Origin of the sequence: Chitinophaga filiformis, assembly GCF_023100805.1 — a bacterium.
Taxonomy (GTDB): Bacteria; Bacteroidota; Bacteroidia; order Chitinophagales; family Chitinophagaceae; genus Chitinophaga; species Chitinophaga filiformis_B.
This window is the reverse complement of the sequence record NZ_CP095855.1, coordinates 5,874,198-5,897,715: the sequence shown is the minus strand read 5'-3', so window position 1 is coordinate 5,897,715 and position 23,518 is coordinate 5,874,198. Positions and strand designations below refer to the sequence as shown.

16 protein-coding genes are annotated in these 23,518 nt (G+C 48.3%); 12 read left to right on the top strand and 4 right to left on the bottom strand.

Features of this window, described 5'->3' with window-relative positions; all coding sequences use genetic code 11:
* Nucleotides 1-10 precede the first annotated feature (10 nt).
* From MYF79_RS22885 to uxaC, 5 genes are read left to right on the top strand one after another with little or no spacing between them, the layout of a single operon-like run.
* Nucleotides 11-2,206, top strand: a complete 2,196-nt coding sequence (locus MYF79_RS22885; RefSeq protein ID WP_247810144.1) for a glycosyl hydrolase family 28 protein — start codon at nucleotides 11-13, stop codon at nucleotides 2,204-2,206.
* 5 nt (nucleotides 2,207-2,211) lie between these two features.
* Complete coding sequence (locus tag MYF79_RS22880; protein WP_247810143.1) at nucleotides 2,212-4,104, top strand: DUF4350 domain-containing protein; 1,893 nt, start codon at nucleotides 2,212-2,214, stop codon at nucleotides 4,102-4,104.
* Between the two features lie 15 nt (nucleotides 4,105-4,119).
* The gene (locus tag MYF79_RS22875; RefSeq protein WP_247810142.1) at nucleotides 4,120-5,565 is read left to right on the top strand and encodes a tagaturonate reductase; all 1,446 of its coding nucleotides are present in this window, start codon (nucleotides 4,120-4,122) and stop codon (nucleotides 5,563-5,565) included.
* Between the two features lie 12 nt (nucleotides 5,566-5,577).
* Nucleotides 5,578-7,245 carry a UxaA family hydrolase gene (locus tag MYF79_RS22870; RefSeq protein WP_247810141.1) on the top strand — a complete coding sequence of 556 codons (1,668 nt, stop codon included), beginning with the start codon at nucleotides 5,578-5,580 and terminating at the stop codon, nucleotides 7,243-7,245.
* Between the two features lie 28 nt (nucleotides 7,246-7,273).
* Nucleotides 7,274-8,707 (top strand): glucuronate isomerase, encoded by a 1,434-nt coding sequence (uxaC, locus tag MYF79_RS22865; protein ID WP_247810140.1) that lies wholly within the window; start codon nucleotides 7,274-7,276, stop codon nucleotides 8,705-8,707.
* A gap of 559 nt (nucleotides 8,708-9,266) precedes the next feature.
* Here the strand turns inward: uxaC and MYF79_RS22860 are convergent.
* Nucleotides 9,267-10,298 (bottom strand): alkene reductase, encoded by a 1,032-nt coding sequence (locus MYF79_RS22860; RefSeq protein ID WP_247810139.1) that lies wholly within the window; start codon nucleotides 10,296-10,298, stop codon nucleotides 9,267-9,269.
* Between the two features lie 56 nt (nucleotides 10,299-10,354).
* Nucleotides 10,355-10,927 carry a TetR/AcrR family transcriptional regulator gene (locus MYF79_RS22855; RefSeq protein WP_247810138.1) on the bottom strand — a complete coding sequence of 191 codons (573 nt, stop codon included), beginning with the start codon at nucleotides 10,925-10,927 and terminating at the stop codon, nucleotides 10,355-10,357.
* Nucleotides 10,928-11,231: 304 nt separating this feature from the next.
* Here MYF79_RS22855 and MYF79_RS22850 point away from each other — a divergent pair, with 304 nt between their 5' ends.
* From MYF79_RS22850 to MYF79_RS22830, 5 genes are all read left to right on the top strand, one after another.
* Nucleotides 11,232-11,804, top strand: a complete 573-nt coding sequence (locus MYF79_RS22850) for a DUF4142 domain-containing protein (RefSeq protein WP_247810137.1) — start codon at nucleotides 11,232-11,234, stop codon at nucleotides 11,802-11,804.
* Between the two features lie 164 nt (nucleotides 11,805-11,968).
* A complete protein-coding gene (locus MYF79_RS22845) occupies nucleotides 11,969-13,339 on the top strand; it encodes an exonuclease domain-containing protein (RefSeq protein ID WP_247810136.1) in 1,371 nt (456 codons plus the stop codon).
* A gap of 136 nt (nucleotides 13,340-13,475) precedes the next feature.
* On the top strand, nucleotides 13,476-14,405 hold the full coding sequence (locus MYF79_RS22840) for a phosphoribosylaminoimidazolesuccinocarboxamide synthase (protein WP_247810135.1): 930 nt from the start codon (nucleotides 13,476-13,478) through the stop codon (nucleotides 14,403-14,405).
* A 42-nt stretch (nucleotides 14,406-14,447) separates the two neighbouring features.
* Nucleotides 14,448-16,295 (top strand): ABC transporter ATP-binding protein, encoded by a 1,848-nt coding sequence (locus MYF79_RS22835; RefSeq protein ID WP_247810134.1) that lies wholly within the window; start codon nucleotides 14,448-14,450, stop codon nucleotides 16,293-16,295.
* Nucleotides 16,296-16,454: 159 nt separating this feature from the next.
* Entirely contained in the window at nucleotides 16,455-16,883 is a 429-nt protein-coding gene (locus MYF79_RS22830) for a DUF3276 family protein (protein WP_247810133.1), read from the top strand.
* Nucleotides 16,884-17,834: 951 nt separating this feature from the next.
* Here MYF79_RS22830 and pgi read toward each other — a convergent pair.
* The gene (gene pgi / locus MYF79_RS22825) at nucleotides 17,835-19,487 is read right to left on the bottom strand and encodes a glucose-6-phosphate isomerase (RefSeq protein ID WP_247810132.1); all 1,653 of its coding nucleotides are present in this window, start codon (nucleotides 19,485-19,487) and stop codon (nucleotides 17,835-17,837) included.
* 156 nt (nucleotides 19,488-19,643) lie between these two features.
* Nucleotides 19,644-20,450, bottom strand: coding sequence for a hypothetical protein (locus MYF79_RS22820; RefSeq protein ID WP_247810131.1), 807 nt, complete (start codon nucleotides 20,448-20,450; stop codon nucleotides 19,644-19,646).
* Nucleotides 20,451-20,537: 87 nt separating this feature from the next.
* Here MYF79_RS22820 and prfB point away from each other — a divergent pair.
* Together prfB and pruA are read left to right on the top strand one after the other, a co-directional pair.
* Nucleotides 20,538-21,627 (top strand): peptide chain release factor 2 gene (gene prfB / locus MYF79_RS22815; RefSeq protein ID WP_199655486.1). Its coding sequence is split into 2 segments (ribosomal slippage): nucleotides 20,538-20,597 and nucleotides 20,599-21,627, totalling 1,089 coding nucleotides; the frame shifts between segments, so codons are not numbered across the junction.
* Between the two features lie 247 nt (nucleotides 21,628-21,874).
* Entirely contained in the window at nucleotides 21,875-23,509 is a 1,635-nt protein-coding gene (gene pruA, locus MYF79_RS22810) for an L-glutamate gamma-semialdehyde dehydrogenase (RefSeq protein WP_247810130.1), read from the top strand.
* Nucleotides 23,510-23,518 lie beyond the last annotated feature (9 nt).

Sequence of the window (23,518 nt, the reverse complement as noted above, 5' to 3'; positions counted from 1 at the left end):
CCGAAAGCTCATGAAGTTGTACCTATTGGCGCTGTTTTTTCCCTTGATCAGCTGGATAGCGACAGACGATCCGCCGCGCGTGTTTATGATCGGTGATTCTACCATGGCCAACAAGCCCCTGGAAGATAATCCGGAGAGAGGATGGGGACAGCTGTTCCCGCTCTTTTTAAGGAAAGGCGTGACCGTAAGGAACTATGCCGTCAACGGACGCAGTACCAAAAGCTTCATCAATGAGCATCGCTGGGACAGTGTTTTAGCGCAATTAAAGCCCGGTGACTGGCTTATTATCCAGTTCGGGCACAATGATGCCAAGAAGGAAGATCCGACCCGTTATGCGGCTCCTGAGGGCGAATACAGGGATAACCTGGTCCGCTTTGTGAAGGAAGCCCGGGCGAAAGGGGCAAATCCCATTCTTGTTACCCCGGTACAACGCCGGAAGTTTGATGAGAAGGGCGCCTTTGTGGACCAGCATGGGGAATACCCACGCGTGGTGCGGGAAATAGCCGCCAGCAATGAAGTGCCGCTGATAGACCTGCATAAAAGCAGTGAAGCCCTGCTGGTACAGCATGGCGTACAGGGCTCTGAGAAATTGTTTAAGACCACAGGGCCGGGGCATTATACCACCTTGCCCAATGGCGTTACCGACAATACGCATTTCAATACCTACGGCGCCACCCTGGTAGCAGGACTGGTGGCCAGGGAGATCAGTGAGAAGCATATTGGTCTGGAAAAATACCTGGAACAGACCGCTTTTGAAGGGAAGTACCGTTTTGAGCTACCGGAGATCTATGAACCGCATTTCAGAAGCGATACACTGAACATCCTGGCTTTCGGCGCCAAAGCTGATGGTATCACCCTGAACAATAAAGGTATCAACGATGCTATCACCGCCTGCAACAGTAAAGGCGGCGGTGTGGTAATGGTGCCTCCGGGCTTATGGCTGACCGGCCCCATTGTGCTGAAGAGCAATGTGAACCTGTACCTGGCGCCTAATGCCATCTTACAGTTCACGACAGATTTTGACCAGTATCCCCTGGTGGAAACCACCTACGAAGGTTTAATGGCCGTGCGTTGCCAGGCGCCGGTGTCCGCGCTCAATGCAGAAAACATCGCCATCACAGGCAGCGGTGTCCTGGATGGAGGTGGAGACGCCTGGCGTATTGTGAAGAAGGATAAGCTGACGGAAACGCAGTGGACCAAACTGCTGGCTTCCGGTGGTATAGAAGGAGAGGATAAAAAGACCTGGTACCCTTCCGAAAAATCATTAAAAGGTTCTCACACTAAACTGGCGGGCGTTATAGCTCCAGGCAAGACTGCGGCTGACTATGACAGTATTAAGGACTTCCTGCGTCCGAATATGATCAGCATTACCTCCTGTAAGTATGTGCTGCTGGAAGGCGTAACCTTTCAGAACTCACCGGCCTGGTGTATCCATCCGCTGCTGACAGAACATATTACACTGCGTAATGTATATGCAAAGAATCCCTGGTATGCACAGAACGGCGACGGGCTGGATCTTGAGTCCTGCCGTTATGCCCGCATAGAAGGCTGCACATTTGATGTGGGTGATGATGGTATCTGTATCAAATCGGGCAGGGATGAACAGGGCCGTAAAAGGGGCGTGCCTACGGAAGATGTGATCGTCAATAACTGCACCGTATATCATGCACACGGCGGTTTTGTAATAGGCAGTGAAATGTCGGGCGGTGCGCGTAACCTGTTTGTATCCAATTGCTCCTTCCTGGGTACGGATATCGGGCTGCGTTTTAAAACCACCCGCGGCCGGGGAGGCATCGTAGAGAAGATCTATGTGAACAATATCAATATGAAGGATATTCCGGCAGAGGCGATCCTGTTTGATATGTATTACATGGCGAAAGATCCTGTGCCCTTGTCGGGAGAAAAGCGGGAAGCGCCTAAAGTGCAGCTGTTCCCTGTAACGGAAGCCACACCACAGTTCAGGGATTTTCATATCAGCAATGTGGTCTGTCATGGAGCGGAGAAAGCGATCTTCATCCGCGGACTACCGGAAATGCCCATCAGTGATATCTACCTGAAAGATATCACGATCAAGGCAAAGGCGGCGGGAGACTGTATTGCGGGCAGTAATATCAGTCTGACCAATGTTACCCTTGTTACGAAAGATAGCGGTAAGATCAATGTGCAGGACAGCAAACAGGTGAAACTTGATATTACAAAACGATAAACGGCATGAAAAAACTACTGAACACCCTTTTGCTCCTGCTGCCTGCATTCGCTTTTGCCCAGTCTGCAAAGATGGCTGAAACGATGATCCGGATATGGGGAGATTCATTGCAACTGGCAGGAAGGCCCGCACACTGGACATATGACCAGGGTGTGGTACTGGAAGGTTTTACAGGATTATGGAAGAATACAGGAGACGGAAAATACTTCCGTTTCATACAGACAGGTATCGATCACTATCTGGAAAAGGATGGTACGATCCGTACTTATAAAGCTGAAGATTACAACATCGATAATATAAAAAACGGCCGCTCTCTTTTGTTGCTGTACAAAGTGACCAGTGAAGAGAAATACAAACTGGCGGCCGACAAGCTCAAGGCGCAGCTGGACAAACATCCGCGTACCAATGAGGGCGGCTTCTGGCATAAGAAGCGCTATCCTTACCAGATGTGGCTGGACGGCCTGTATATGGCAGAACCATTCTATGCAGAGTATGCAGCGCTCTTTCATGATGAAGCGGCATTCAATGATATCACCCGTCAGTTTGTATTGATGGAAGTGCATTCCCGCGACGCCAAAACAGGCTTGCTGTATCATGGTTATGATGAATCGCGTCAGCAGCGGTGGGCGGACAAAGCGACCGGCCGTTCACCTAATTTCTGGGGGCGTGCCATGGGCTGGTATGGAATGGCATTGGTAGATGCACTGGAATATTTCCCACAGGGACATCCGGGCAGGGACAGTCTTATACAGATCCTGAACAGGATGGCACTGGCGGTGAAGAAATACCAGGACCCTGCCAGTGGTTGCTGGTGGCAGGTGCTGGATAAAGGCAAAGAGAAGGGTAACTATCTTGAAGCATCTGCTTCCTGCATGTTTGTATATACCCTGGCTAAAGGTGTACGCCTGGGATATTTACCGGCCAGTTACAGCGCCGTAGCAGATAAAGGGTATAAGGGCCTGACAAAACAGTTTGTAAGGCCTGCACCGGAAGGTGGCGTGAACCTGGAGGGGACCGTGAGCGTGGCCGGCCTGGGGGGAGATCCTTACCGCGATGGGAGCTATGCTTACTATCTCAGTGAGAAGGTAGTGGTGAACGATCCCAAAGGCGTAGGCGCATATATGCTGGCGGCCAACGAAATGGAGCAGGCAGCTATTCCGAAGACGGGGAAAGGCATGACGGTAACTATTGATAATTACTTCAACAATGAGTTCAGGAAGGGGCCTGCAGGACAGCCCGAGTCCTGGCATTATGTATGGAATGAAATGGACAATGGCGGTTATTCTCTCTGGGGGCATATTTTCCATAACAGGGGAGCAGCAACAACAACATTGTCTGCAGCGCCTACTGCGGCCAGCCTGGCGAAGACCAATATCTTCCTCATTGTTGATCCGGATACGGAAAAAGAAACTGCGCGGCCGAATTACATGACAGATGCTCATGCAACGGAAATATACAACTGGGTAAAGAACGGAGGGGTATTAGTGATCCTGCAGAATGATGCCGGTAATTCCGAGATCAAGGGCTTCAACAAACTAACAAGCCGTTTCGGCATCACTTTCAAAGAAGACAGCCGTAACCATGTGGAGGGCAAACAGTTCGAGCAGGGCGCCTTATTCCTGCCAGCAGGCAATGAGGTGCTCCCGCACACTAAAAAGGTTTATATCAAGGAGATCTCTACTATCACAACGGCGCCACCGGCAAAGTCGGTATACACTGATAAGGGGGACGTCATCATGGCCGTATCCAAAGTGGGTAAAGGAACAGTGTTCGCCGTTGGCGATCCATGGTTTTATAACGAATATCTTGACGGACGCCGTTTACCGGCATCTTTTGAAAACTACCAGGCAGCTGTGGACCTTACGGAGTGGCTGTTCAAACAAGTAGTGCGTAAATAATGTAAACGAGGTATCATGCAATTGAACAAACAGTTATTGAGCGGTGGAAAATTGCCTGCGCTGCCCGAAAAGGTGCTGCAATTCGGTACAGGGGTGTTGTTAAGGGGACTACCTGACTATTTCATTGATAAGGCCAATAAGGCGGGTATTTTCAATGGCCGTATTGTTGTGGTCAAGTCTACGGACAAAGGCAATACAGACGCTTACCAGGAGCAGGATAACCTCTATACCCATTGCATACAGGGGATCATGCAGGGGCGGAGGGTAGAGGAATATATTGTCAATGCCGCTATCAGCAGGGTATTGTCGGCCGCTGCGGAATGGGATAAAATACTGGCCTGCGCTGCTGCTCCTGACATGGAAATCATCATCTCCAATACTACGGAAGTAGGCATCACCCTATCAGACGATGATGTACATGCAGCTCCGCCTGCTTCTTTCCCAGGCAAGCTACTGGCATTTCTCCTTCACCGTTACCAGCATTTCAAGGGAGACCCGGGTAAAGGAATGGTGATCATTCCTACGGAACTGATCCCTGACAATGGTACTAAACTGAAAAATATTCTGCTGGAACTGGCCAGGCGTAATCAACTGGAAGAGCCGTTCATTCAATGGTTAACGGCAGCTAATCATATCTGCAATTCACTGGTGGACCGTATCGTACCCGGCGCCTTGCCGCCGGCGGCACAAGCTGCGATGGAACGACAACTGGGCTATGAAGATAAACTGATGATCATGTCTGAGCCTTATGCCTTGTGGGCCATAGAGACAGACAATGAAACCGTCAGGAAGAAACTGTCATTCTATCAAACTGACAGTGGTGTAGTGCTCGCGCCCGACATCAATGTATTCCGTGAACTGAAGCTACGCCTGTTGAACGGCACCCATACACTGAGCTGCGGACTGGCAGCCCTGGCCGGCTTTGAGACAGTGAAAGATGCCATGGAAGATGCTGCTATGGAAAGTTGCATATCAGCAGTGATGAAACATGAAATAGTACCGGCTATTACAGATGTAGCTATCCGTGAAGATGTGGCTTTGCGTTTTGCCGGAAGTGTGCTGGACCGTTTCAGGAATCCCTATATAGAACACCGCTGGTTAAGCATCACCATACAATATACTTCCAAGATGAAGATGCGGGTGATACCGGTATTACAACGCCATTACCAGCGCTACGAAGAAGTGCCTGCATTGATGGCGCTTGGCTTTGCCGCTTACCTGCTGTTCATGCGGGATAGTAATGTAACAGACGACCATGCAGGATATTTCAAGGAGCAGTGGCAGCGGCTGGAGCCGGCGGTACTGGTACAAACAGTATTGAAGGATGCCGCACTATGGGGAACAGACCTGACGGCACTGACAGGTTTCGCACATGCAGTGACGGTGATGCTGGGAGCATTACTCACGGAGGGCGCAGTGTCGCTTATCAGGAAGGTATCAGAAGAAACAACGATTGCTTAAATAAAAACAGATATGACGACGGGGATGAAACGGAAAGTGTTAAAAGTGCATCCGCACGATAATGTGGTAGTAGCGCTGACTGACCTGAAAAAAGGAGACAGTGTACAAGATAATGGCCACGTATATGTCCTGACGGAAGATATACCGGCAAAGCACAAATTTACAGAGACAGCGCTCAATACAGGAGATGCAATAACGATGTATGGTGTGCTGGTAGGCCGTGCAAAACAGGCATTACCTGCAGGTGCTAAAATAGCGGTAAGTAATGTACAGCATGCAGCCGGCGATTTCCGGTTGGCCCCGGCGAGAAGAACGGCCTGGCATATACCGGATATCTCCAAATGGCAGCAACGCACATTTATGGGATACCACCGCGCAGATGGCAGCGTAGGTACAGGCAATTACTGGCTGGTGATCCCCATGGTGTTTTGTGAGAACAGGAATGTGGAGGTATTGAGAGAAACACTGGTAGAAGAACTGGGATATGGCCGTCCGAAGAAATATGCGGCATTTGCACGCAAGCTGGCAGCAAAGTACAAACAGGGGGCAGATGCAGCAGGTATACTGGAAACGATATATACGGAAGATGATGGGGCAATACAACAAGCACGGCTCTTTGAAAATGTAGACGGTATCAAGTTCCTGACACATGAAGGCGGCTGTGGCGGTATCAGGCAGGATGCACAGACGCTGTGCGGGCTGCTGGCCGGATACATTACTCATGCGAATGTAGCCGGTGCTACAGTATTAAGTCTGGGCTGCCAGAATGCGCAGATCTCCATGCTGGAAGAAGAGATCAGGAAGCGCTCGCCGCAGTTCAGCAAACCTCTGTACATATTGGACCAGCAACAGACGGGGACTGAACAGGCTTTGATCACTGCGGCTGTAAAGCAGACCATGGCAGGATTGATTGAGGCGAATAAGATCGTTCGCCAGCCTGCACCACTGTCCAAGTTGTGTATAGGGCTGGAATGCGGAGGCTCTGATGGCTTCTCCGGTATTTCTGCCAATCCGGCTATTGGTTATACTTCTGACCTGCTGGTGGCATTGGGCGGTTCGGTTATATTATCCGAATTCCCCGAGCTGTGTGGGGTAGAGCAGGAGTTAAGCGACCGCTGTACAGATGAAAAAGATGCATTGCGTTTTATAGAGCTGATGCGTACCTATCAACGCCGGGCGGAAGAAGCAGGTTCCGGTTTTGATATGAATCCGTCTCCGGGCAATATCAAAGACGGTCTGATCACAGACGCTATTAAATCGGCCGGGGCGGCTAAAAAGGGCGGTACTTCCCCGGTAACAGCTGTATTGGATTATCCGCAGAAGGTAAGCAAGCCTGGTCTCAACCTGCTTTGTACACCCGGTAACGACGTGGAGTCTACTACGGCGGAAGTGGGCGCAGGGGCTACTATTGTATTATTCACAACCGGTCTGGGTACACCTACCGGCAATCCTGTGGCGCCCGTTATAAAACTGTCCAGCAATACGAAGCTCTATGAGCGTATGCCCGATATCATCGATATCAATACAGGCACTATCATAGATGGAGAGGAGTCCATCCCCGAAGCAGGTGAACGCATTCTTAATTATGTGATCGATGTAGCCAGCGGAATTACGCAGGCCAGATCCGTTATAAACGGACAGGATGATTTCATTCCCTGGAAAAGAGGTGTGTCACTGTAATCTTACTAACTACTAATTAATGTCAACAATGAAGAAGTTCCTGGATGAACATTTTCTCCTGAGTAATAATACTGCGAAACGTTTATACCACGACTATGCGAAAGAAATGCCTGTGATCGATTATCACTGTCACCTGCCGCCTGCGCAGATAGCGGCTGATACCAGATTTGACAATCTTACGCAGGCATGGTTGTATGGCGATCATTATAAGTGGAGAGCGATGCGCGCCAATGGGGTGCCAGAGAGCTATTGCACCGGCAACAGGTCTGACCGGGAGAAGTTTGAGAAATGGGCGGAAACGGTACCCTATACCCTGCGTAATCCATTGTATCATTGGACTCACCTGGAGTTGCAACGTTATTTCGATATACATGATGTACTGAACCCCGCTTCAGCGGCAGATATCTATGAAAATGCCAGCGCACAGCTGGGAACCAGTGCTTACAGCACCCGCAACCTGTTGCGAAAAATGAACGTGGCATTGGTATGTACAACCGATGATCCCGCAGATACGCTGGAACATCACCAGCAGTTAAGACAGGACGGGTTTGAGATACCTATTCTGCCTGCTTTCCGGCCTGATCAATCCATGCATGTAGATGACCCTGAAAAATATAATCAATACCTGCAACGCCTGGAAGAAGCTTCCGGCATTACGATTGCCACTTATACCGATCTGCTGGATGCATTAAAAAGCAGGCACGATTTCTTTGCAGGGCAGGGATGTTCCGTATCTGACCATGGTATCGAAGAGATCTATGCGGAAGATTTCCGGGACAAAGACATCCATGCTATTTTTCTGAAAGTGAGAAGTGGTAAAGGACTTAGCCTGCAGGAAGCAAGGCAGATCAAGTCTGCATTGCTGTTACAGCTGGCCGAATGGGATTGGGAGAAGGGATGGGTGCAGCAATATCACCTGGGCGCATTGCGCAACAATAACTCCCGTATGATGCGTTTATTAGGGCCTGATACCGGTTGGGATTCAATCGGCGATTTCCCGCAGGCCAAAGCATTGGCGAAGTTCCTGGACCGCATGGACAGCCAGGATAAACTGGCACGGACCATCTTGTATAACCTGAACCCGGCCGACAATGAACTGCTGGCTACTATGATCGGCAACTTCAATGATGGCTCTGTTCCCGGGAAAGTACAATTCGGTTCTGCATGGTGGTTCCTGGATCAGAAAGACGGTATGATCAAACAGCTGAATGCCTTGTCCAATATGGGATTGCTCAGTCGTTTTGTAGGCATGCTGACAGATTCCCGCAGCTTTTTATCTTATCCGCGTCATGAATATTTCCGGAGAATTGTATGTGAATTACTGGGGCAGGAGGTGGAAAATGGAGAAATACCAAATGATATAGAATGGATCGGCAAGGTGGTAAAAGATATCTGTTACTATAACGCGCAGCAATATTTTAACTGGAAAGAGCTGGGTGTTGAAGCGGAAAACGAGCGCTGAGAATCGCTTAAATGGCTATCTGGCCCAATCAGGTGCCCGAATGAAAAGAGGGGGGTATCGCACTTTGATATACGCTCAATTACACCCCTTTAGGGGTGTCAGTGTTTGTAGCGCGGGTTTCAACCCGGGGTATCGCAAATATCGCATATCGCAGGAATATTACACATATCGCAATGTCGATTATTGATGGTGCATAAAAACGTATCGGGTAATACATTCGCACAGGTAATATTCATAGAAATCCGGGCAGTATAAAATGGGCCTGATCTGTTGTGTGTTAATTATGGCTAAGCTGTTTTTTTGAAATCCTGTCCGTTTACGTCTTTTATCAGTCTAAAAAACAGATCCAGCCCATTTTATACTGCCGGCACTATTTGAGAATTGCTCTTCCCAGCCTAAGTTCTATTTACCTATTTAATGTCCTTCAAGCGATTGATTAAAGCTAATCGTATTTATGTCCTGCACTTAAGTATCCTGATCTCTTACTTGAAAGAACCACTTCCGCAACAGCTCTTCCGTTACGGAAGTGTAAACAACTAAACAACTCTCAGATTTATGATCAACAATTCGCGCAAGCGTAATTGGGTTTTTTAAGTGGCTCGCTGGAAGTCATTTCGAACTTCCCGGAGAGGGGAGATGAAACACATGGATTTTCGAAAGCGATGAGATCCGCCAATCCGTTCTGCACTGTCTGTTCTGCACGTATGGCGTCGTAATCGCCATTCAGGATGAGCGTACCGTTGAACCTTGAGCGGATACCTGCTATCAGCGTAGCCGGAGTAGCAGGTTCTGTCAGCAGATGGATGTGGGATAGACCATACGTATCCAGCGCATCCACCAGGTATTCGTAAGTAGCATCTATCTCGTCGTGATGCTGCAGGTCGTTGACCTGGCTGTAAGGCGACAGGCGGATGCCGGTGCGGTGTTTGCCGATAGCATGACTTACAGCGGCCACTGTTTCCAGTATAAAGCGTATCCTGTTAGGGATGCTGCCGCCGTATTTATCTGTACGCTGATTGGTGTCAGGGTGCAGGAACTGGTCCATCAGGTAGCCATGCGCTGCATGCAGCTCTACTCCATCGAAACCCGCATCAATAGCCTGTGTGGCTGCTTTCACGTATTGCTGCACCATCTTCTGTACTTCGGAGGTTGTCATGGCCCTCGGAGTAGCATATGGCTGCCATCCGTGCTGCTCGGTCCATATCTGCCCTTTGGCGGGTACTGCTGAAGGGGCAATTACCTCAGCCTTTCCCGGCATATTTGCCGGGTGCGATATGCGCCCTGTATGCATGATCTGCAGGAAGATCCGGCCTCCGTTCTCATGAACAGCCTTTGTAACTTTTTTCCATCCCGCTATCTGGTCCTTCGTGTAAATGCCGGGCATGTGTGCCTTGCCCATACCGTTTTCCGCAGGACCGGTCCCCTCTGCTATGATCAGGCCTGCTTTGGCCCGCTGGCTATAATAGTTCACCATCACGTCGTTCGGAATACCCGCAGGAACGTGTGTTTTGCTCAAGGTAGGCGCCATAACTACCTTGTTGGATATGGCGTAGTTGCCTATAGTAGTGGATGATAATAGTGTTGGATACATGCCTGTCGTTGGTTAATAATTCCAGAATGATTGTTCCAAAAATGGGTAAAAAAATATCAATGCCTGATGCTATGTAAAATATGATCCGCCATACGTTCCAACATCTCTCTATCACCGAAAAGGACGTCCATCATCCAGAGGGAGCTAAAGCTGGCGTAAAGGAACTGGGCTAGCGTGGCAGGGTCTTTCTCTGCCGGTATCTCATTCATTTGTTTGGCTTTCTCCAGTAGTTCCTGTAAAACGCTGATGCTTGCTTTGGCCTGCTCCTGGACGATCATTTTGATACCATCATCCATAGAAGCCAGTTCGAAGGATGTTTTGACCATCAGGCAGGTTTTACCCTCTTTCTTATTTGTTACGGCTCTTCGTACGATACTTTCCACTGCTGTCATGGGAGATACCTTGTCGCAGCACTGTTTGTAATCAAATAGCTTCTCTTTCGCGTAGTTCTGCAGGCACTGCTGGAAGAGGGCATATTTGTCGCCGTAAGTATCGTATATACTGGCCCGGTTCAACTGCATGCCTTCCACGAGGTCCTGCATAGATGTAGCATTGTATCCCTTCTCCCAGAAGAGATCCCTTGCTTTTGCCAGCCTTTCCTCAGGATCGAATGCTTTATTCCGTGCCATGTCACAAAATTAGAATTTCAGAATGAATGTTCCAAATTATTTTAGAACGAATGTTCTGGAATTATATTTCTGAAAGGACAGGACGGGGAGAATGATCTACAAATTTCTTATATAAGTATTGATTATCATTATGGTACAGGCCGCATTGGTCAAATCACGGAGAGATAAGGGCTTGCAGGGATTGGCCCGCTGCTTCTGCGGCTCAAAGGCCGGCATGGTACTCTTTTTGCCAAATATCAGACGTAAACGGTACGATACGTTATTACTGATTACATCTAAAATTGTTAAACCAAAAAGGGTACAAATGAAAAAGCTCACTTTTTTTGCCACGACTTTGCTGGCCGCCTGGATGTTACAGGCTTGTAATGGAGGAAGTAACACTGCTAAACATGAAGATGCTGTGGATAGCGCACAGGCCGTAAACAAAGAAACAGCTCCTGTTGACAAAGAATCTTCTGATTTTGCAGTAGAAGCTGCCAATGGGGGAATGATGGAAGTACAACTTGGTAAATTGGCGCAGGAAAAAGCAACGAATCAGCGTGTAAAAGATTTTGCCGCTATGATGGTTCGTGACCATTCCAAAGCAAATGATGAACTGAAGGGATTGGCACAGAGCAAGAATATTGCGCTGCCGGATAGCGTGTCCGGAGATGCGAGAGACCACATGGATAAGATGAGTAAGATGTCAGGGAAAGACTTTGACAAACACTATATCGACATGATGGTGGACGATCATGACAAAGATGTGGACAAATTTGACAAGGCCGCCAACAACCTGTCTGATCCTGATCTGAAAACATGGGCCGGCAATACCTTGCCTACACTGAGAGCCCACCAGGATTCAGCCAAGGCTATCCAGGCCATTATTAAGAAATAAACGCTACGGCATTAATGTTAAATAAGTAGTTGTTAGTCCCCGGGTGATGGTAGAGATTGTTGAGTTCGGGAATGTCGCTCCTGGTGGCTAACAACTCTTTTGTTGAAATATATAATTCTCCAGGTACGAACTTGTCTTTATATTTGTTCGCTGAGTGGAGAGTTATGTACGCAATAGTTGATATAGAAACCACAGGAGGCCATGCAAGTGCGAATGGCATTACTGAAGTAGCCATTTTTATTTACGACGGCCAGGAAGTAGTACAGCAGTATGAAACGCTGATCAATCCGGGTGTGCCCATCCCAAGGTACATTCAATCCCTGACCGGTATTACTGACGATATGGTAGCCGGGGCACCGTCTTTTGAAGAGGTGGCGGCCGACATATACGCCCTTATACACGATAAGATCTTCGTAGCCCACAACGTTAATTTCGATTATTCCTTTTTACAATATCACCTGGCGAAAGCTGGTTACCAGCTGCGCAGTAAGAAATTATGCACGGTAAGGCTCGGGCGTAAGATCGTTCCGGGTTTGCCCTCCTACAGCCTGGGAAACCTGTGTAAATCGTTACAGATAGCGGTTACCCAGCGTCACCGCGCCAGCGGCGATGCGGCGGCAACGGTGAAGCTATTCGCCCTCCTGCAGCGGCAGGACGTGAATAGTGCCATTGCCCATGCATTGAATGCACATTCCAAAGAGCAGTTCCTGCCACCTAACCTGCCACCGGAACAGGTTACTGCATTGCCGGGTAGTCCGGGTGTTTATTATTTCCATGATCAGAAAGGGAAAGTGGTGTACGTAGGCAAGGCCAAAAATATCCGGAAAAGGGTCAACAGCCACTTTACCGGCAACAGCGCCAGTCGCAAACGGCAGGAGTTCCTCCGTAATATTTATAGCGTTTCCCATGAGGTGACAGGCACAGAACTGATGGCCCATATACTGGAAAGTGTGGAGATCAAACGTCTGTGGCCGATATATAACTACTCGCAGAAACATATAGAATTTAAATATGGCTTCTACTGTTTCGAAGACCAGCAGGGTTATCTCCGCCTGGCTATCGAGAAACGGCGGAAGTATACCATGCCTTTACATGCATTCCCCTTGCTGGTACAAGGGCACCAGATGCTGCGGGGCCTGATCAGGGAGTTTGATCTTTGTCCGCGCTTATGCTTCCTGCAGAAAGGGAATGGCGCCTGTTCGCCTATTCCCGATCATACCTGCCGGGGCGCCTGCGAGAAGAAAGAAGGACCTGAAACCTATAATCTGCGGGTAAAAGCCGCCATCAACCATATGCAGCAGCAACAGCCAAGTTTTGTGATCATGGGCAACGGTCGTGATGCACAGGAGCTGAGTTGTATATTGATGGAGAAGGGCCGCTTCTACGGGATGGGCTATATTCCCCGTGATACGGCTGTTACAGAAGAACATGCCGTGAAGGAATGGCTGACGCAGTACCCTGAAAATGAATATATTCTGAACCTCATTCACGCACATGCGGGGAACAATGTTCAGGAACTTGTAAAGTTTTCTTAGATATTATCTGCAATAATTCCCTCAAGCTAAAGTATTTTTGCGAACCTGAATGCACAACCACTTGTTGACTTCCTTGTCAACAGCCTGGGAATGAGGGCTATTCATTAATCAATTTTAATAGGTAATTATTACGCTCATGTTAGAGTCAAAATTTCAGATTCCCGGGCAAACGGCTTTTTATAAGGGAAAGGTAAGAGATGTATACACAATCAATGACAAGCTGATGGTAATGGTAGTAAGCGACCGTATCTCGGCATTCGATGTGGTATTACCTCGCCCTATTCCTTACAAAGGACAGGTATTGAACCAGGTGGCTTCCATCATGCTGGAGGCCACAAAGGACATTGTTCCTAACTGGGTAAAGGCAGTGCCCTTGCCAAATGTAACGATCGGTCTGAAATGTGAATCCTTCCCTGTAGAAATGGTGGTGCGTGGTAACCTCACCGGTCATGCCTGGAGAACTTATAAAAGCGGCAAACGCGAACTGTGCGGTGTAACCATGCCGGAAGGACTGAAGGAAAATGATTTCTTCCCTTCTCCGATCATTACGCCTACTACCAAGGCGCATGAAGGCCATGATGAAGATATCTCCCGTGAAGAGATCATCGCCAAAGGGCTTGTAAGCAGGGAAGATTATGAGCAACTGGAAAAGTATACACTCGCCCTGTTCGAACGTGGTAAGGAAATGGCAGCTAAACGCGGCCTGATCCTCGTAGATACCAAATACGAGTTCGGTAAGATCGGCGATACTATCTACGTGATCGATGAGATCCATACACCTGATTCTTCCCGTTATTTCTATGCAGAAGGATATGAGGAGAAACAGCAGGCCGGCCAGCCACAGAAACAGCTCAGCAAAGAGTTCGTTCGTCAGTGGCTGATGGAAAACGGCTTCCAGGGTAAAGACGGACAGCAGGTGCCTGCAATGAGCGATGAGTTTGTTGCCAGCGTAAGCGAGCGGTATATCGAGCTGTTCGAAAGTATCACTGGCCAGCAATTTGTGAAGGAAGATGTATCCAAAGCAGATGCTGAAAAGAAGATCATTGAGACGTTGCCGAAATTATAAGAAAATGTCAACTGACCGCAGACAGGAACAAAAGAATACTTTGTGTTCCTGTTTTGCGGCCGGTTACTGACAGATATCCGATTACAGACGAATATGAAACACCTGGCCACGCTTAACAAGTACTTTGTAAAATACAAATGGAGATTCCTCACGGGTTTGATCTGTACTGCTGTATCCATTGTATTCAGCGTGTTCCAGCCTATCATGGTCAGGCAGATCTTCGACCTTCTCGCCCTGAACCTTAACAATTATAACCTGCTCAGCGACACTGGTCTGAAAGCCCCTTTCCGGGGAGATTTCACCAATGTGCTGGCTTTCTATGGCATCAGTATCCTCCTGTTTGCCCTCCTCAGCGGATTTTTCCTTTATCTCCAGCGGCAGACGCTCATCGTAATGAGCCGCTATATTGAATATGACCTCAAGAACGAAATTTACCAGCAATACCAGTTGCTGGATCTGAACTTTTACAAAATGCACCGTACGGGCGATCTGATGAGCCGTATTACGGAAGACGTGTCCCGCGTGCGTATGTATGTAGGGCCGGCTATCATGTATGCCACACGTACCATCTTTATGATCGTGATAGTGGTATACCTGATGATAGAGGTAAACCCGCTGCTGACCCTTTATACCTTATCTCCGCTGCCCGTGCTGGCGTTGATCATCTATTACGTGAACCATATCATTCACCGTAAGAGTGAGCGTATACAGGCGCAGTTGTCCAATATTACGTCCATTGCCCAAGAGTCCTATTCCGGCATCAGGGTGATCAAATCTTATGTACAGGAGGAAGCCAGTATCAGGCATTTTGAAGAGGCCAGTGAAGCGTACAAGGAAAGTTCTGTGAGCCTGGCCAAAACAGATGCCCTGTTCCAGCCAAGTATGTCCCTCATGATCGGCCTCAGCGTGGTCCTGACCATCTTTATCGGGGGTATACAGGTCATTCATGGCAATATTACGGTAGGTAACCTCGCTGAATTTGTGATATATGTGAATATGCTGATGTTCCCCTTCTTTTCCATAGGGATGGTAGCCTCCATGATCCAGCGTGCGGCCGCCAGCCAGCAACGTATCAACGAATTTCTTGACATAAAGCCGGCTATAGCAGACAGTCCCGGCGCCCAGCCTCTCAGCATTAAGGGGGAGGTGGTCTTTAAGAATGTGTCCTTCACCTATCCGCATACCGGCATCCAGGCCATTAAAAACTTTAACCTGACGGTAAAACCAGGGGAGAAGGTAGCGGTGATCGGCCGTACCGGTTCCGGGAAATCCACCCTTGCCCAGTTACTCATACGTATGTATGATCCGCAGGAAGGGGCGATCCTGCTGGATAAACAGGATATCCGCCAGGTGACCCTGGACAGCCTGCGCCACCAGATCAGTTATGTGCCACAGGATGTGTTCCTGTTTTCTGATTCTGTTATGAACAACATTCGCTTCGGTACCCCCGAGGCCAGTCCTGAAATGGTGAGGACCGCTGCCCGCCAGGCATCGGTAGAGAAGGACATCCTGGGTTTCAATGAAGGATTCGATACGGTGGTAGGGGAGAGAGGGGTAACACTCAGCGGAGGGCAGAAACAACGTATTTCCATCGCCCGGGGGCTCATCAAGAACCCTAACCTGCTCGTATTCGACGACTGCCTGTCGGCCGTTGACGCGCGTACGGAAAAAGAGATCATCGGTAACCTGTATGCCTATCTGAAGGACAAAACCGCTATAATTATTACCCACCGCATATTTGCGCTGTTTGAATTTGACAAGATCATCGTACTTGATGATGGCAGGATAGTTGAAACGGGGACACATAATGAATTATTGGCATTAAACGGTTATTACGCAGAATTGTACGCCCGCCAGCAGTCCGGGGAAGAGGAATCTGTAATAGAATAGTAATCATTTTCTTATACATGCCTGTAAACCAGTAGATAAAGTAGTATTCTATCATTTTTCAAAATCATTTAAAATTATTTTGATATTTGTAAACTAATAGTATATTTGTTTCTTATTGGAAAAAGGATTTGATTCGTTAACAACTTAAATCTATCAACTGTGGCGTACGAAAATACCAATCAGCAGGAAAGAAATAATGACAGTATCTTTTCTAAACGATTGAAAGCGGGCAAAAGAAGGACTTACTTCTTTGATGTAAAGACCACTCGTGGAAATGATTATTTTCTGACCATTACCGAAAGCAAGAAACGCTTCAACGACAATGGTTATGACAGGCACAAAGTATTCCTGTACAAGGAAGACTTCAACAAGTTCCTGAATGCATTGACAGAGACCATCAACTACGTGAAAACTGAGTTGATGCCCGACTTCGATTTTGATGCCTACAACCACGATTACGTGCGCGATGATGAAGATGGTGAAGGTGCTGAAACTTCTGAAGCTGTAGTTGAAGCTGCGGTATCAGAAGCACCTGTTGCTGTTGCTGCATCCGCTTCTTCTCATAGCGAAGACGTAGACAAGTGGTAATCTAAGCTTGATCATTCATTTTTATTTGATGATAAATAGAACCCCCGGTTTCTCCGGGGGTTTTTTTGTGTGTGATGTATAGTACGGGGATTGCGGGGATAAGCGCATATTTGGGGGGATAACAAAATTACCGCCAGGTGTTTCCCGGGCATTGCGGTATACAAGCAAATATCCCGGTAGATATAACGGAATTGCGAACGTGTCTCCAGGTTATTGTCGGAACAAGCGCATGTTCCGTGTATACGAAATTGCAAACACGTGTTTCTGATATTGTGGGGAACAAGTGTATGTTCGGGGCGTATTACGAAATTACAAACGGGTGTTTTCAAGCATCGCGGGAATATGCGCATGTTCGGGGCGTATTAAAAAATTGCAAACACGTATCCAGGGGTATTGCGGGGAACAAACGCATGTTCGGGTATAAACGCATTACAACCGCGTAAATATACAATATACGTCCCCAGGTTATCACCTGGAGCTACAAACACGTGGCTCCTGACGGAGCCTATTGAAGCGGATGATAGTGTGATGTATCCTTCCCCGAAGGCATCATATGAACAAAAACGTTGTTCATAATATAGGAGCACAATGAATAAGGATGAAAAATGAAGTAGGCATTAATTGAATAATCAGTCTTTAAGCAGTGGCGGTTCCAGGTGGAGATCACTGGCCTTAGTTCTTTGAAGTATGCTGATGCGCTCTACCAGGGGTTCTATAGATATGCAAATGACAAATACGGCCTCCTGTGGCTCAATGGCAAGGAACTTCAAAGAAGTACAGCCAGTGGTCCCACCCGGAACCGAAGCAATGTTCATCAACCTGGGATCGAAACAATGTTTATCAACCCCGAACCGAAGCAATGTCAATCAACGAATGGAAAATATCAATTGTAACTAAAAGAACAAAGGGCTTCCATTGGAAGCCCCTTGCCGATAAATATAATGAACAAACTTATTTCTTCATCTGTTTCCACGCATTGATCAACCCATTGGTAGACGCATCGTGGCTGGTCACCTTATCAGCACTTTCCAGTTCAGGCAGGATCTTGTTCGCCAGCTGTTTACCCAGTTCAACACCCCATTGGTCAAAGCTGTAGATATTCCAGATAACACCCTGCACAAAGATCTTATGCTCATACAAGGCTACCAGTGAACCCAGTGAACGTGGTGTGATCTCCTTTACCAGGAAGGAATTCGTAGGCCTGTTACCGGTAAACACTTTATACGGCAGCAGTGCCTTGATCTCATCTTCTTTCAGGCCGGACTTTTCAAGTTCAGCACGTACTTCTGCTTCTGTCTTACCGTTCATCAGCGCTTCTGTCTGTGCAAAGAAGTTGGACAGCAATTTCACGTGATGGTCGCCGATAGGATTATGGCTGATAGCAGGCGCAATGAAATCGGCAGGCACGATACGGGTACCCTGGTGGATCAGCTGGTAGAATGCATGCTGACCATTGGTACCAGGTTCGCCCCATACGATAGGACCGGTTTCGTAAGATACCGGCTTACCGGTGCGGTCTACATATTTACCGTTGCTCTCCATATTTCCCTGCTGGAAATACGCTGCAAAACGGTGCATATACTGGTCGTAGGCCAGGATCGCCTCGGTGGATGTATCAAAGAAATTACCGTACCAAAGGCCAATTAAAGCCATGACAGCCGGGATGTTCTTTTCCAGCGGAGTAGTGCGGAAGTGGTTGTCTACGGCGTGTGCGCCTTCCAGCAGTGCTTTGAAGTTGTCGTAACCAACAGTCAGCGCGATGCTCAGACCAATGGCGGACCATAATGAATAACGACCGCCTACCCAGTCCCAGAATTCGAACATATTGGCCGGATCTATACCGAATGCTTTTACAGCCTTTTCGTTGGTAGAGAGGGCAGCAAAATGCTTCGCTACAAATGCTTCATCTTTCGCCGCATCCAGGAACCATTTACGTGCGGTGAGCGCGTTGGTCATCGTTTCCTGGGTGGTGAAAGTTTTGGAAGCGATAAGGAAGAGGGTTTCTTCCGGAGTTACTTTTTTAAGTGTCTCTGCGATATGCGTACCGTCTACATTGGAAACGAAATAGGGTTGAATTCCCTCTTTCCAGTAAGGTTTCAATGCCTCGGTCACCATTACCGGGCCCAGGTCAGAACCACCGATACCGATATTCACAATATAACGTATAGGCTTGCCGGTATAACCTTTCCATTCGCCGTTGTGGATACGCTGGGTAAAGCTTTCCATTTTCTTCAGCACGGCCTGTACTTCGGGCATCACGTCCTTTCCGTCCAGTACAACAGGATTGCCGGAGAAGTTGCGGAGGGCAGTGTGTAATACGGCCCTGTTTTCAGTGGCATTGATCTTTTCAGCACTGAACATGGCTTTGATACCTTCTTCCACACCGGTTTCCTTTGCCAGCTGCAGGAGGTAGGAGAGCGTTTCTTCTGTGATGATGTTCTTTGAATAGTCGAACAAAATATCTTCAAAAGAGAGTGTAAACTTCTTAAATCTGTCAGCATCCTCCGCGAACAATGTGCGCAGGTGCGTTTCCTTCATCTTGGAAGCATGCTGCTGCAATTGTTGCCAGGCTTTTGTAGCAGTCGGATTAGTCGTTGGGAACATAAAAACGCAATTTATGGTATCAAAAGTAATAAATAGTTGAATAGTCTCAGAACCAATCCGCCGGAAAGGAAGACCAATAATAAAGATAATTCACTCAGGCAGTGTAAACTATACTTCCGGTAAGATATACAAGGGAATCCTGAAAAAGGACATGTGTCACGACAATCTTCTGTTGGTGATGAGTCGCCAGGTGCTGCTGGCCGCAATAATAACCATGGCCCCGATGCAGGCGCCGACAATTGGCATTTCTGCGGAGCCGCCTACGGACTGGCGTTTCATAATAATGCCATAAAGCGCCCAAATGGCCACCAGTCCTACAACAATGTTGTGTCTGCGTATAATCAGCAACGTTGAAGCGGCCGTGCATAACACAATGAGAAAAATAGTCCCCGGAATGCTCATGCCGTCCCAGCCCAGGTATACCAGGAAGGCCGCAATATTAGCCACAGTTGCTATACATATCCATCCCAGGTACAGGCTGAAAGGGAGATGTACGAACAGTTTTTCCGCTTTGCTTGCGGAGGAATGCGGCAGTGCCACATTAAAGTTCAGATGAATGGCCAGCAGGCATACGAGCAGGGCTATCATGAGCAGGATGGAGAGCGGCAGCAGCTCATAATGCCAGGCAAACAGCCAGCAGGAATTGGCCATACAGCTGATCAGCCACCAGCCGCGCAGCCGCTCCATGAATAGTTCCAGGGCCGGCAGATGTCCTTTTGAGAATGCCAGCCATAACTGGAACACGATAAAGGTCAGCAATGACAGATAGATAATCCCCCAGATGGCGAAGGTAAATCCCGCCGGAACGAAGAGGTTGTCGTATTTGTCTGAGATGTCGCCGGTGTTCTTGTTGTTGATCAGATTCAGGTTGGCCAAGGCATTGACAACGATCACCATCACGTACCCTATTGTATTGAAAACCGCGCTGTTCTTGTAATAGAGGGTTTTGTGGGAGGTCGTCATAGATAGCATAAGTTTTTAAATAACTGGAAATTAATATGATAAAAGTCCCGCAAATATTGTTCCCCTTTTTCCGTACATTTGCGCCCTATGACAGCAGAACAACTTAAAGCTATGAGGGACCGTCTCCATGTCCTGGGAGGTTTTCTTTAACGTCCAGGACCGCATAGCAAAAATAGAAAATGATAAGCAACTTACGTTAGCCCCCGGCTTCTGGGACGACAATGCCCGGGCTACGTCAATTCTGAAAGAGATCAAGGTGAACAAATTCTGGGTGGAACTCTATGAAAGCGTGCAAACGTCGATAGAGGACAGCAGTGTACTGCTCGACTTCCAGAAAGAAGGCGAAGCCACTGAGGAAGAGGTGGAGCAGGCATACCAGGCGGCACTGACAGCTCTTGATGAATTGGAATTTAAATCAACACTGAACGAGCCTGAAGACGAGATGCCGGCAGTGCTCACCATCAATTCCGGCGCCGGTGGTACCGAGAGCCAGGATTGGGCGGAGATGCTCTTACGTATGTATCGTATGTATGGCGAAAAGCAGGGTTGGAAAGTATCTGAAATAGATGTACAATACGGGGATGGCGCCGGTATTAAATCAGCCTCCCTGGAAATGGACGGAAGCTTTGCCTATGGCTTGCTGAAAGCGGAAAGCGGTGTGCACCGGCTGGTGCGTATCTCTCCGTTTGACGCCAATGCCCGCAGACATACTTCCTTCGCTTCCATTTTTGTATATCCGCTGGTGGATGATACCATTGAAATTGCAGTGAACCCTGCCGACCTGGAATGGGAATTCTACCGTTCCGGTGGTAAAGGAGGGCAGAACGTAAACAAGGTAGAAACCGCAGTGCGTTTGAAACACATTCCTTCCGGCATCATCATCGAATGCCAGCAGGCACGTACGCAGGGCGAGAACCGTGAAAAGGCGCTCACCATGCTGAAGTCCCGCTTGTATGAAGAAGAGCTGCGTAAGAGGGAAGAACTGAAGAACGCCGCCAACGCCAACAAGCGCAAAATTGAATGGGGATCGCAGATCCGTTCCTACGTCTTCCATCCTTACAAAATGATCAAAGATCACCGTACGGATTATGAGGTAGGTAACGTTCAGCCTGTTATGGACGGCGAACTGGAGGGCTTCATCAAGGCTTACCTGATGATGTCCAAAGGAGAAGATTGACGTAACTTTGCAAATATGCCCTGTGCTGATAAATTGAGAATGCTCAACTTATCAGCACTTTTGCATATTAGGCAGCACTGGCCCGGACACCGGCGCCTTGCATTTTGCCGGGACCAGCATGCCTGCGCGTCAATGCGTAACCTGTTTTTGGTGGCCCGGCGGCCCTGCCTGATGAGAGAAAAATCCAAATGATTCCTGCAAATAACTGGAAGAAAAACAACAAGATCGAACATAAAAACTTCTGAGAATGCATAACGCTTATTTCCACTTTGCTGCACCTGCCAACGAACCAGTGTACAGCTATGCTCCGGGTTCACCCGAAAGGGATGCGCTGAAAAAAGAACTGGCAGCTTTTAAAGCCCAGGAATTTGATATCCCCATGTACATTGGAGATAAAGAGGTACGTACCGGTAAAACCATTGACCTTCGTCCTCCCCACGAAATAAAACACAAGCTGGGCCACTTCCATGAGGGAGACGCCAGCCACGTGAAAGACGCTATTGCCGCAGCACTGGCAGCCCGCGCCAAATGGGCGGATACACCATGGGAACAGCGCGCCGCCGTGTTCCTGAAAGCAGCGGAATTACTCGCTACCAAATACCGTTACCAGATCAACGCTGCCACCATGCTGGGGCAGAGCAAAAATGCTTTCCAGGCGGAAATAGACAGCGCCTGTGAACTGATCGACTTCCTCCGCTTTAACGTTCACTATCTCGCCGATATATATAATCAGCAGCCGGTTAGTTCACCGGGTGTGCACAATCGCCTGGAATATCGTCCGCTGGAAGGTTTCGTGGTAGCTATCACGCCTTTCAACTTTACCGCTATCGCCGGTAACCTGCCAACATCTGCCGCTATGTGTGGTAACGTGGTGGTATGGAAACCTGCCTATACGCAGGTACTGGCAGCACACGTGATCATGAAGGTATTACAGGAAGCGGGCCTGCCTGCAGGCGTGATCAACCTGGTATATGCCGATGGTCCGGTATTGGGCGATATCTGCTTCAGCCACCCTGATTTTGCAGGTATCCACTTCACAGGTTCTACCGGCGTATTCCAGCAAATGTGGAAGACGATCGGTGCCAATATCAGCAAATACAAAACATATCCCCGCATAGTAGGAGAGACCGGTGGTAAAGATTTCGTACTGGCCCACAAATCTGCTAACGTAGATGTAGTGGCTATTGCACTGGCCCGTGGTGCTTTCGAATACCAGGGACAAAAATGCTCCGCCGCTTCCCGCGCTTACCTGCCATCTAACATAGCAGAAGCCGTAAAAGCGAAACTGGTGGCTGAACTGAAGACCATGAAGATGGGTACTACAGAAGATTTCACCAACTTTATCAACGCTGTGATCGATGAACGCTCTTTCGATAAGATCGCTAAATACATCGACAACGCCAAGAATGACCCTAACGTGAAGATCATCGCCGGTGGTAACTACAATAAAACAGAAGGTTATTTCGTAGAGCCGACCGTTATCGAGGTAAAAGATCCGAAATATGTAACGATGTGCGAAGAGATCTTCGGACCAGTACTAACTATCTACGTATATGAGGCTGATAAATTCGACGAGATCATGGATATCGTTGATACTACTTCTCCATATGCACTGACAGGCTCCATCATAGCTCAGGACCGTTATGCTATTGACCTGGCCACCAAACGACTGGTAAATAGTGCCGGTAACTTCTACATCAACGACAAGCCTACCGGTGCAGTAGTAGGACAGCAGCCTTTCGGTGGCGCCCGTGCATCCGGTACCAACGATAAGGCGGGTTCTGCGCTGAACCTCTATCGCTGGCTGAGCGCAAGGACCATCAAGGAAACACTTGTACCGCCAACCGATTACAGGTATCCATTCCTGAAGGAAGATAAATAGAACGTGTAT

Excerpts from the sequence above, each read along its gene's own strand:
- pruA (WP_247810130.1), top strand. The coding sequence starts at position 21,875 with ATGCATAACGCTTATTTCCACTTTGCTGCACCTGCCAACGAACCAGTG.
- MYF79_RS22850 (WP_247810137.1), top strand. The coding sequence starts at position 11,232 with ATGAAAAAGCTCACTTTTTTTGCCACGACTTTGCTGGCCGCCTGGATG.
- MYF79_RS22860 (WP_247810139.1), bottom strand. The coding sequence starts at position 10,298 with ATGTATCCAACACTATTATCATCCACTACTATAGGCAACTACGCCATA.
- MYF79_RS22845 (WP_247810136.1), top strand. The coding sequence starts at position 11,969 with ATGTACGCAATAGTTGATATAGAAACCACAGGAGGCCATGCAAGTGCG.
- MYF79_RS22885 (WP_247810144.1), top strand. The coding sequence starts at position 11 with ATGAAGTTGTACCTATTGGCGCTGTTTTTTCCCTTGATCAGCTGGATA.
- MYF79_RS22875 (WP_247810142.1), top strand. The coding sequence starts at position 4,120 with ATGCAATTGAACAAACAGTTATTGAGCGGTGGAAAATTGCCTGCGCTG.
- MYF79_RS22840 (WP_247810135.1), top strand. The coding sequence starts at position 13,476 with ATGTTAGAGTCAAAATTTCAGATTCCCGGGCAAACGGCTTTTTATAAG.
- MYF79_RS22855 (WP_247810138.1), bottom strand. The coding sequence starts at position 10,927 with ATGGCACGGAATAAAGCATTCGATCCTGAGGAAAGGCTGGCAAAAGCA.
- MYF79_RS22880 (WP_247810143.1), top strand. The coding sequence starts at position 2,212 with ATGAAAAAACTACTGAACACCCTTTTGCTCCTGCTGCCTGCATTCGCT.
- MYF79_RS22820 (WP_247810131.1), bottom strand. The coding sequence starts at position 20,450 with ATGACGACCTCCCACAAAACCCTCTATTACAAGAACAGCGCGGTTTTC.
- MYF79_RS22870 (WP_247810141.1), top strand. The coding sequence starts at position 5,578 with ATGACGACGGGGATGAAACGGAAAGTGTTAAAAGTGCATCCGCACGAT.
- pgi (WP_247810132.1), bottom strand. The coding sequence starts at position 19,487 with ATGTTCCCAACGACTAATCCGACTGCTACAAAAGCCTGGCAACAATTG.
- uxaC (WP_247810140.1), top strand. The coding sequence starts at position 7,274 with ATGAAGAAGTTCCTGGATGAACATTTTCTCCTGAGTAATAATACTGCG.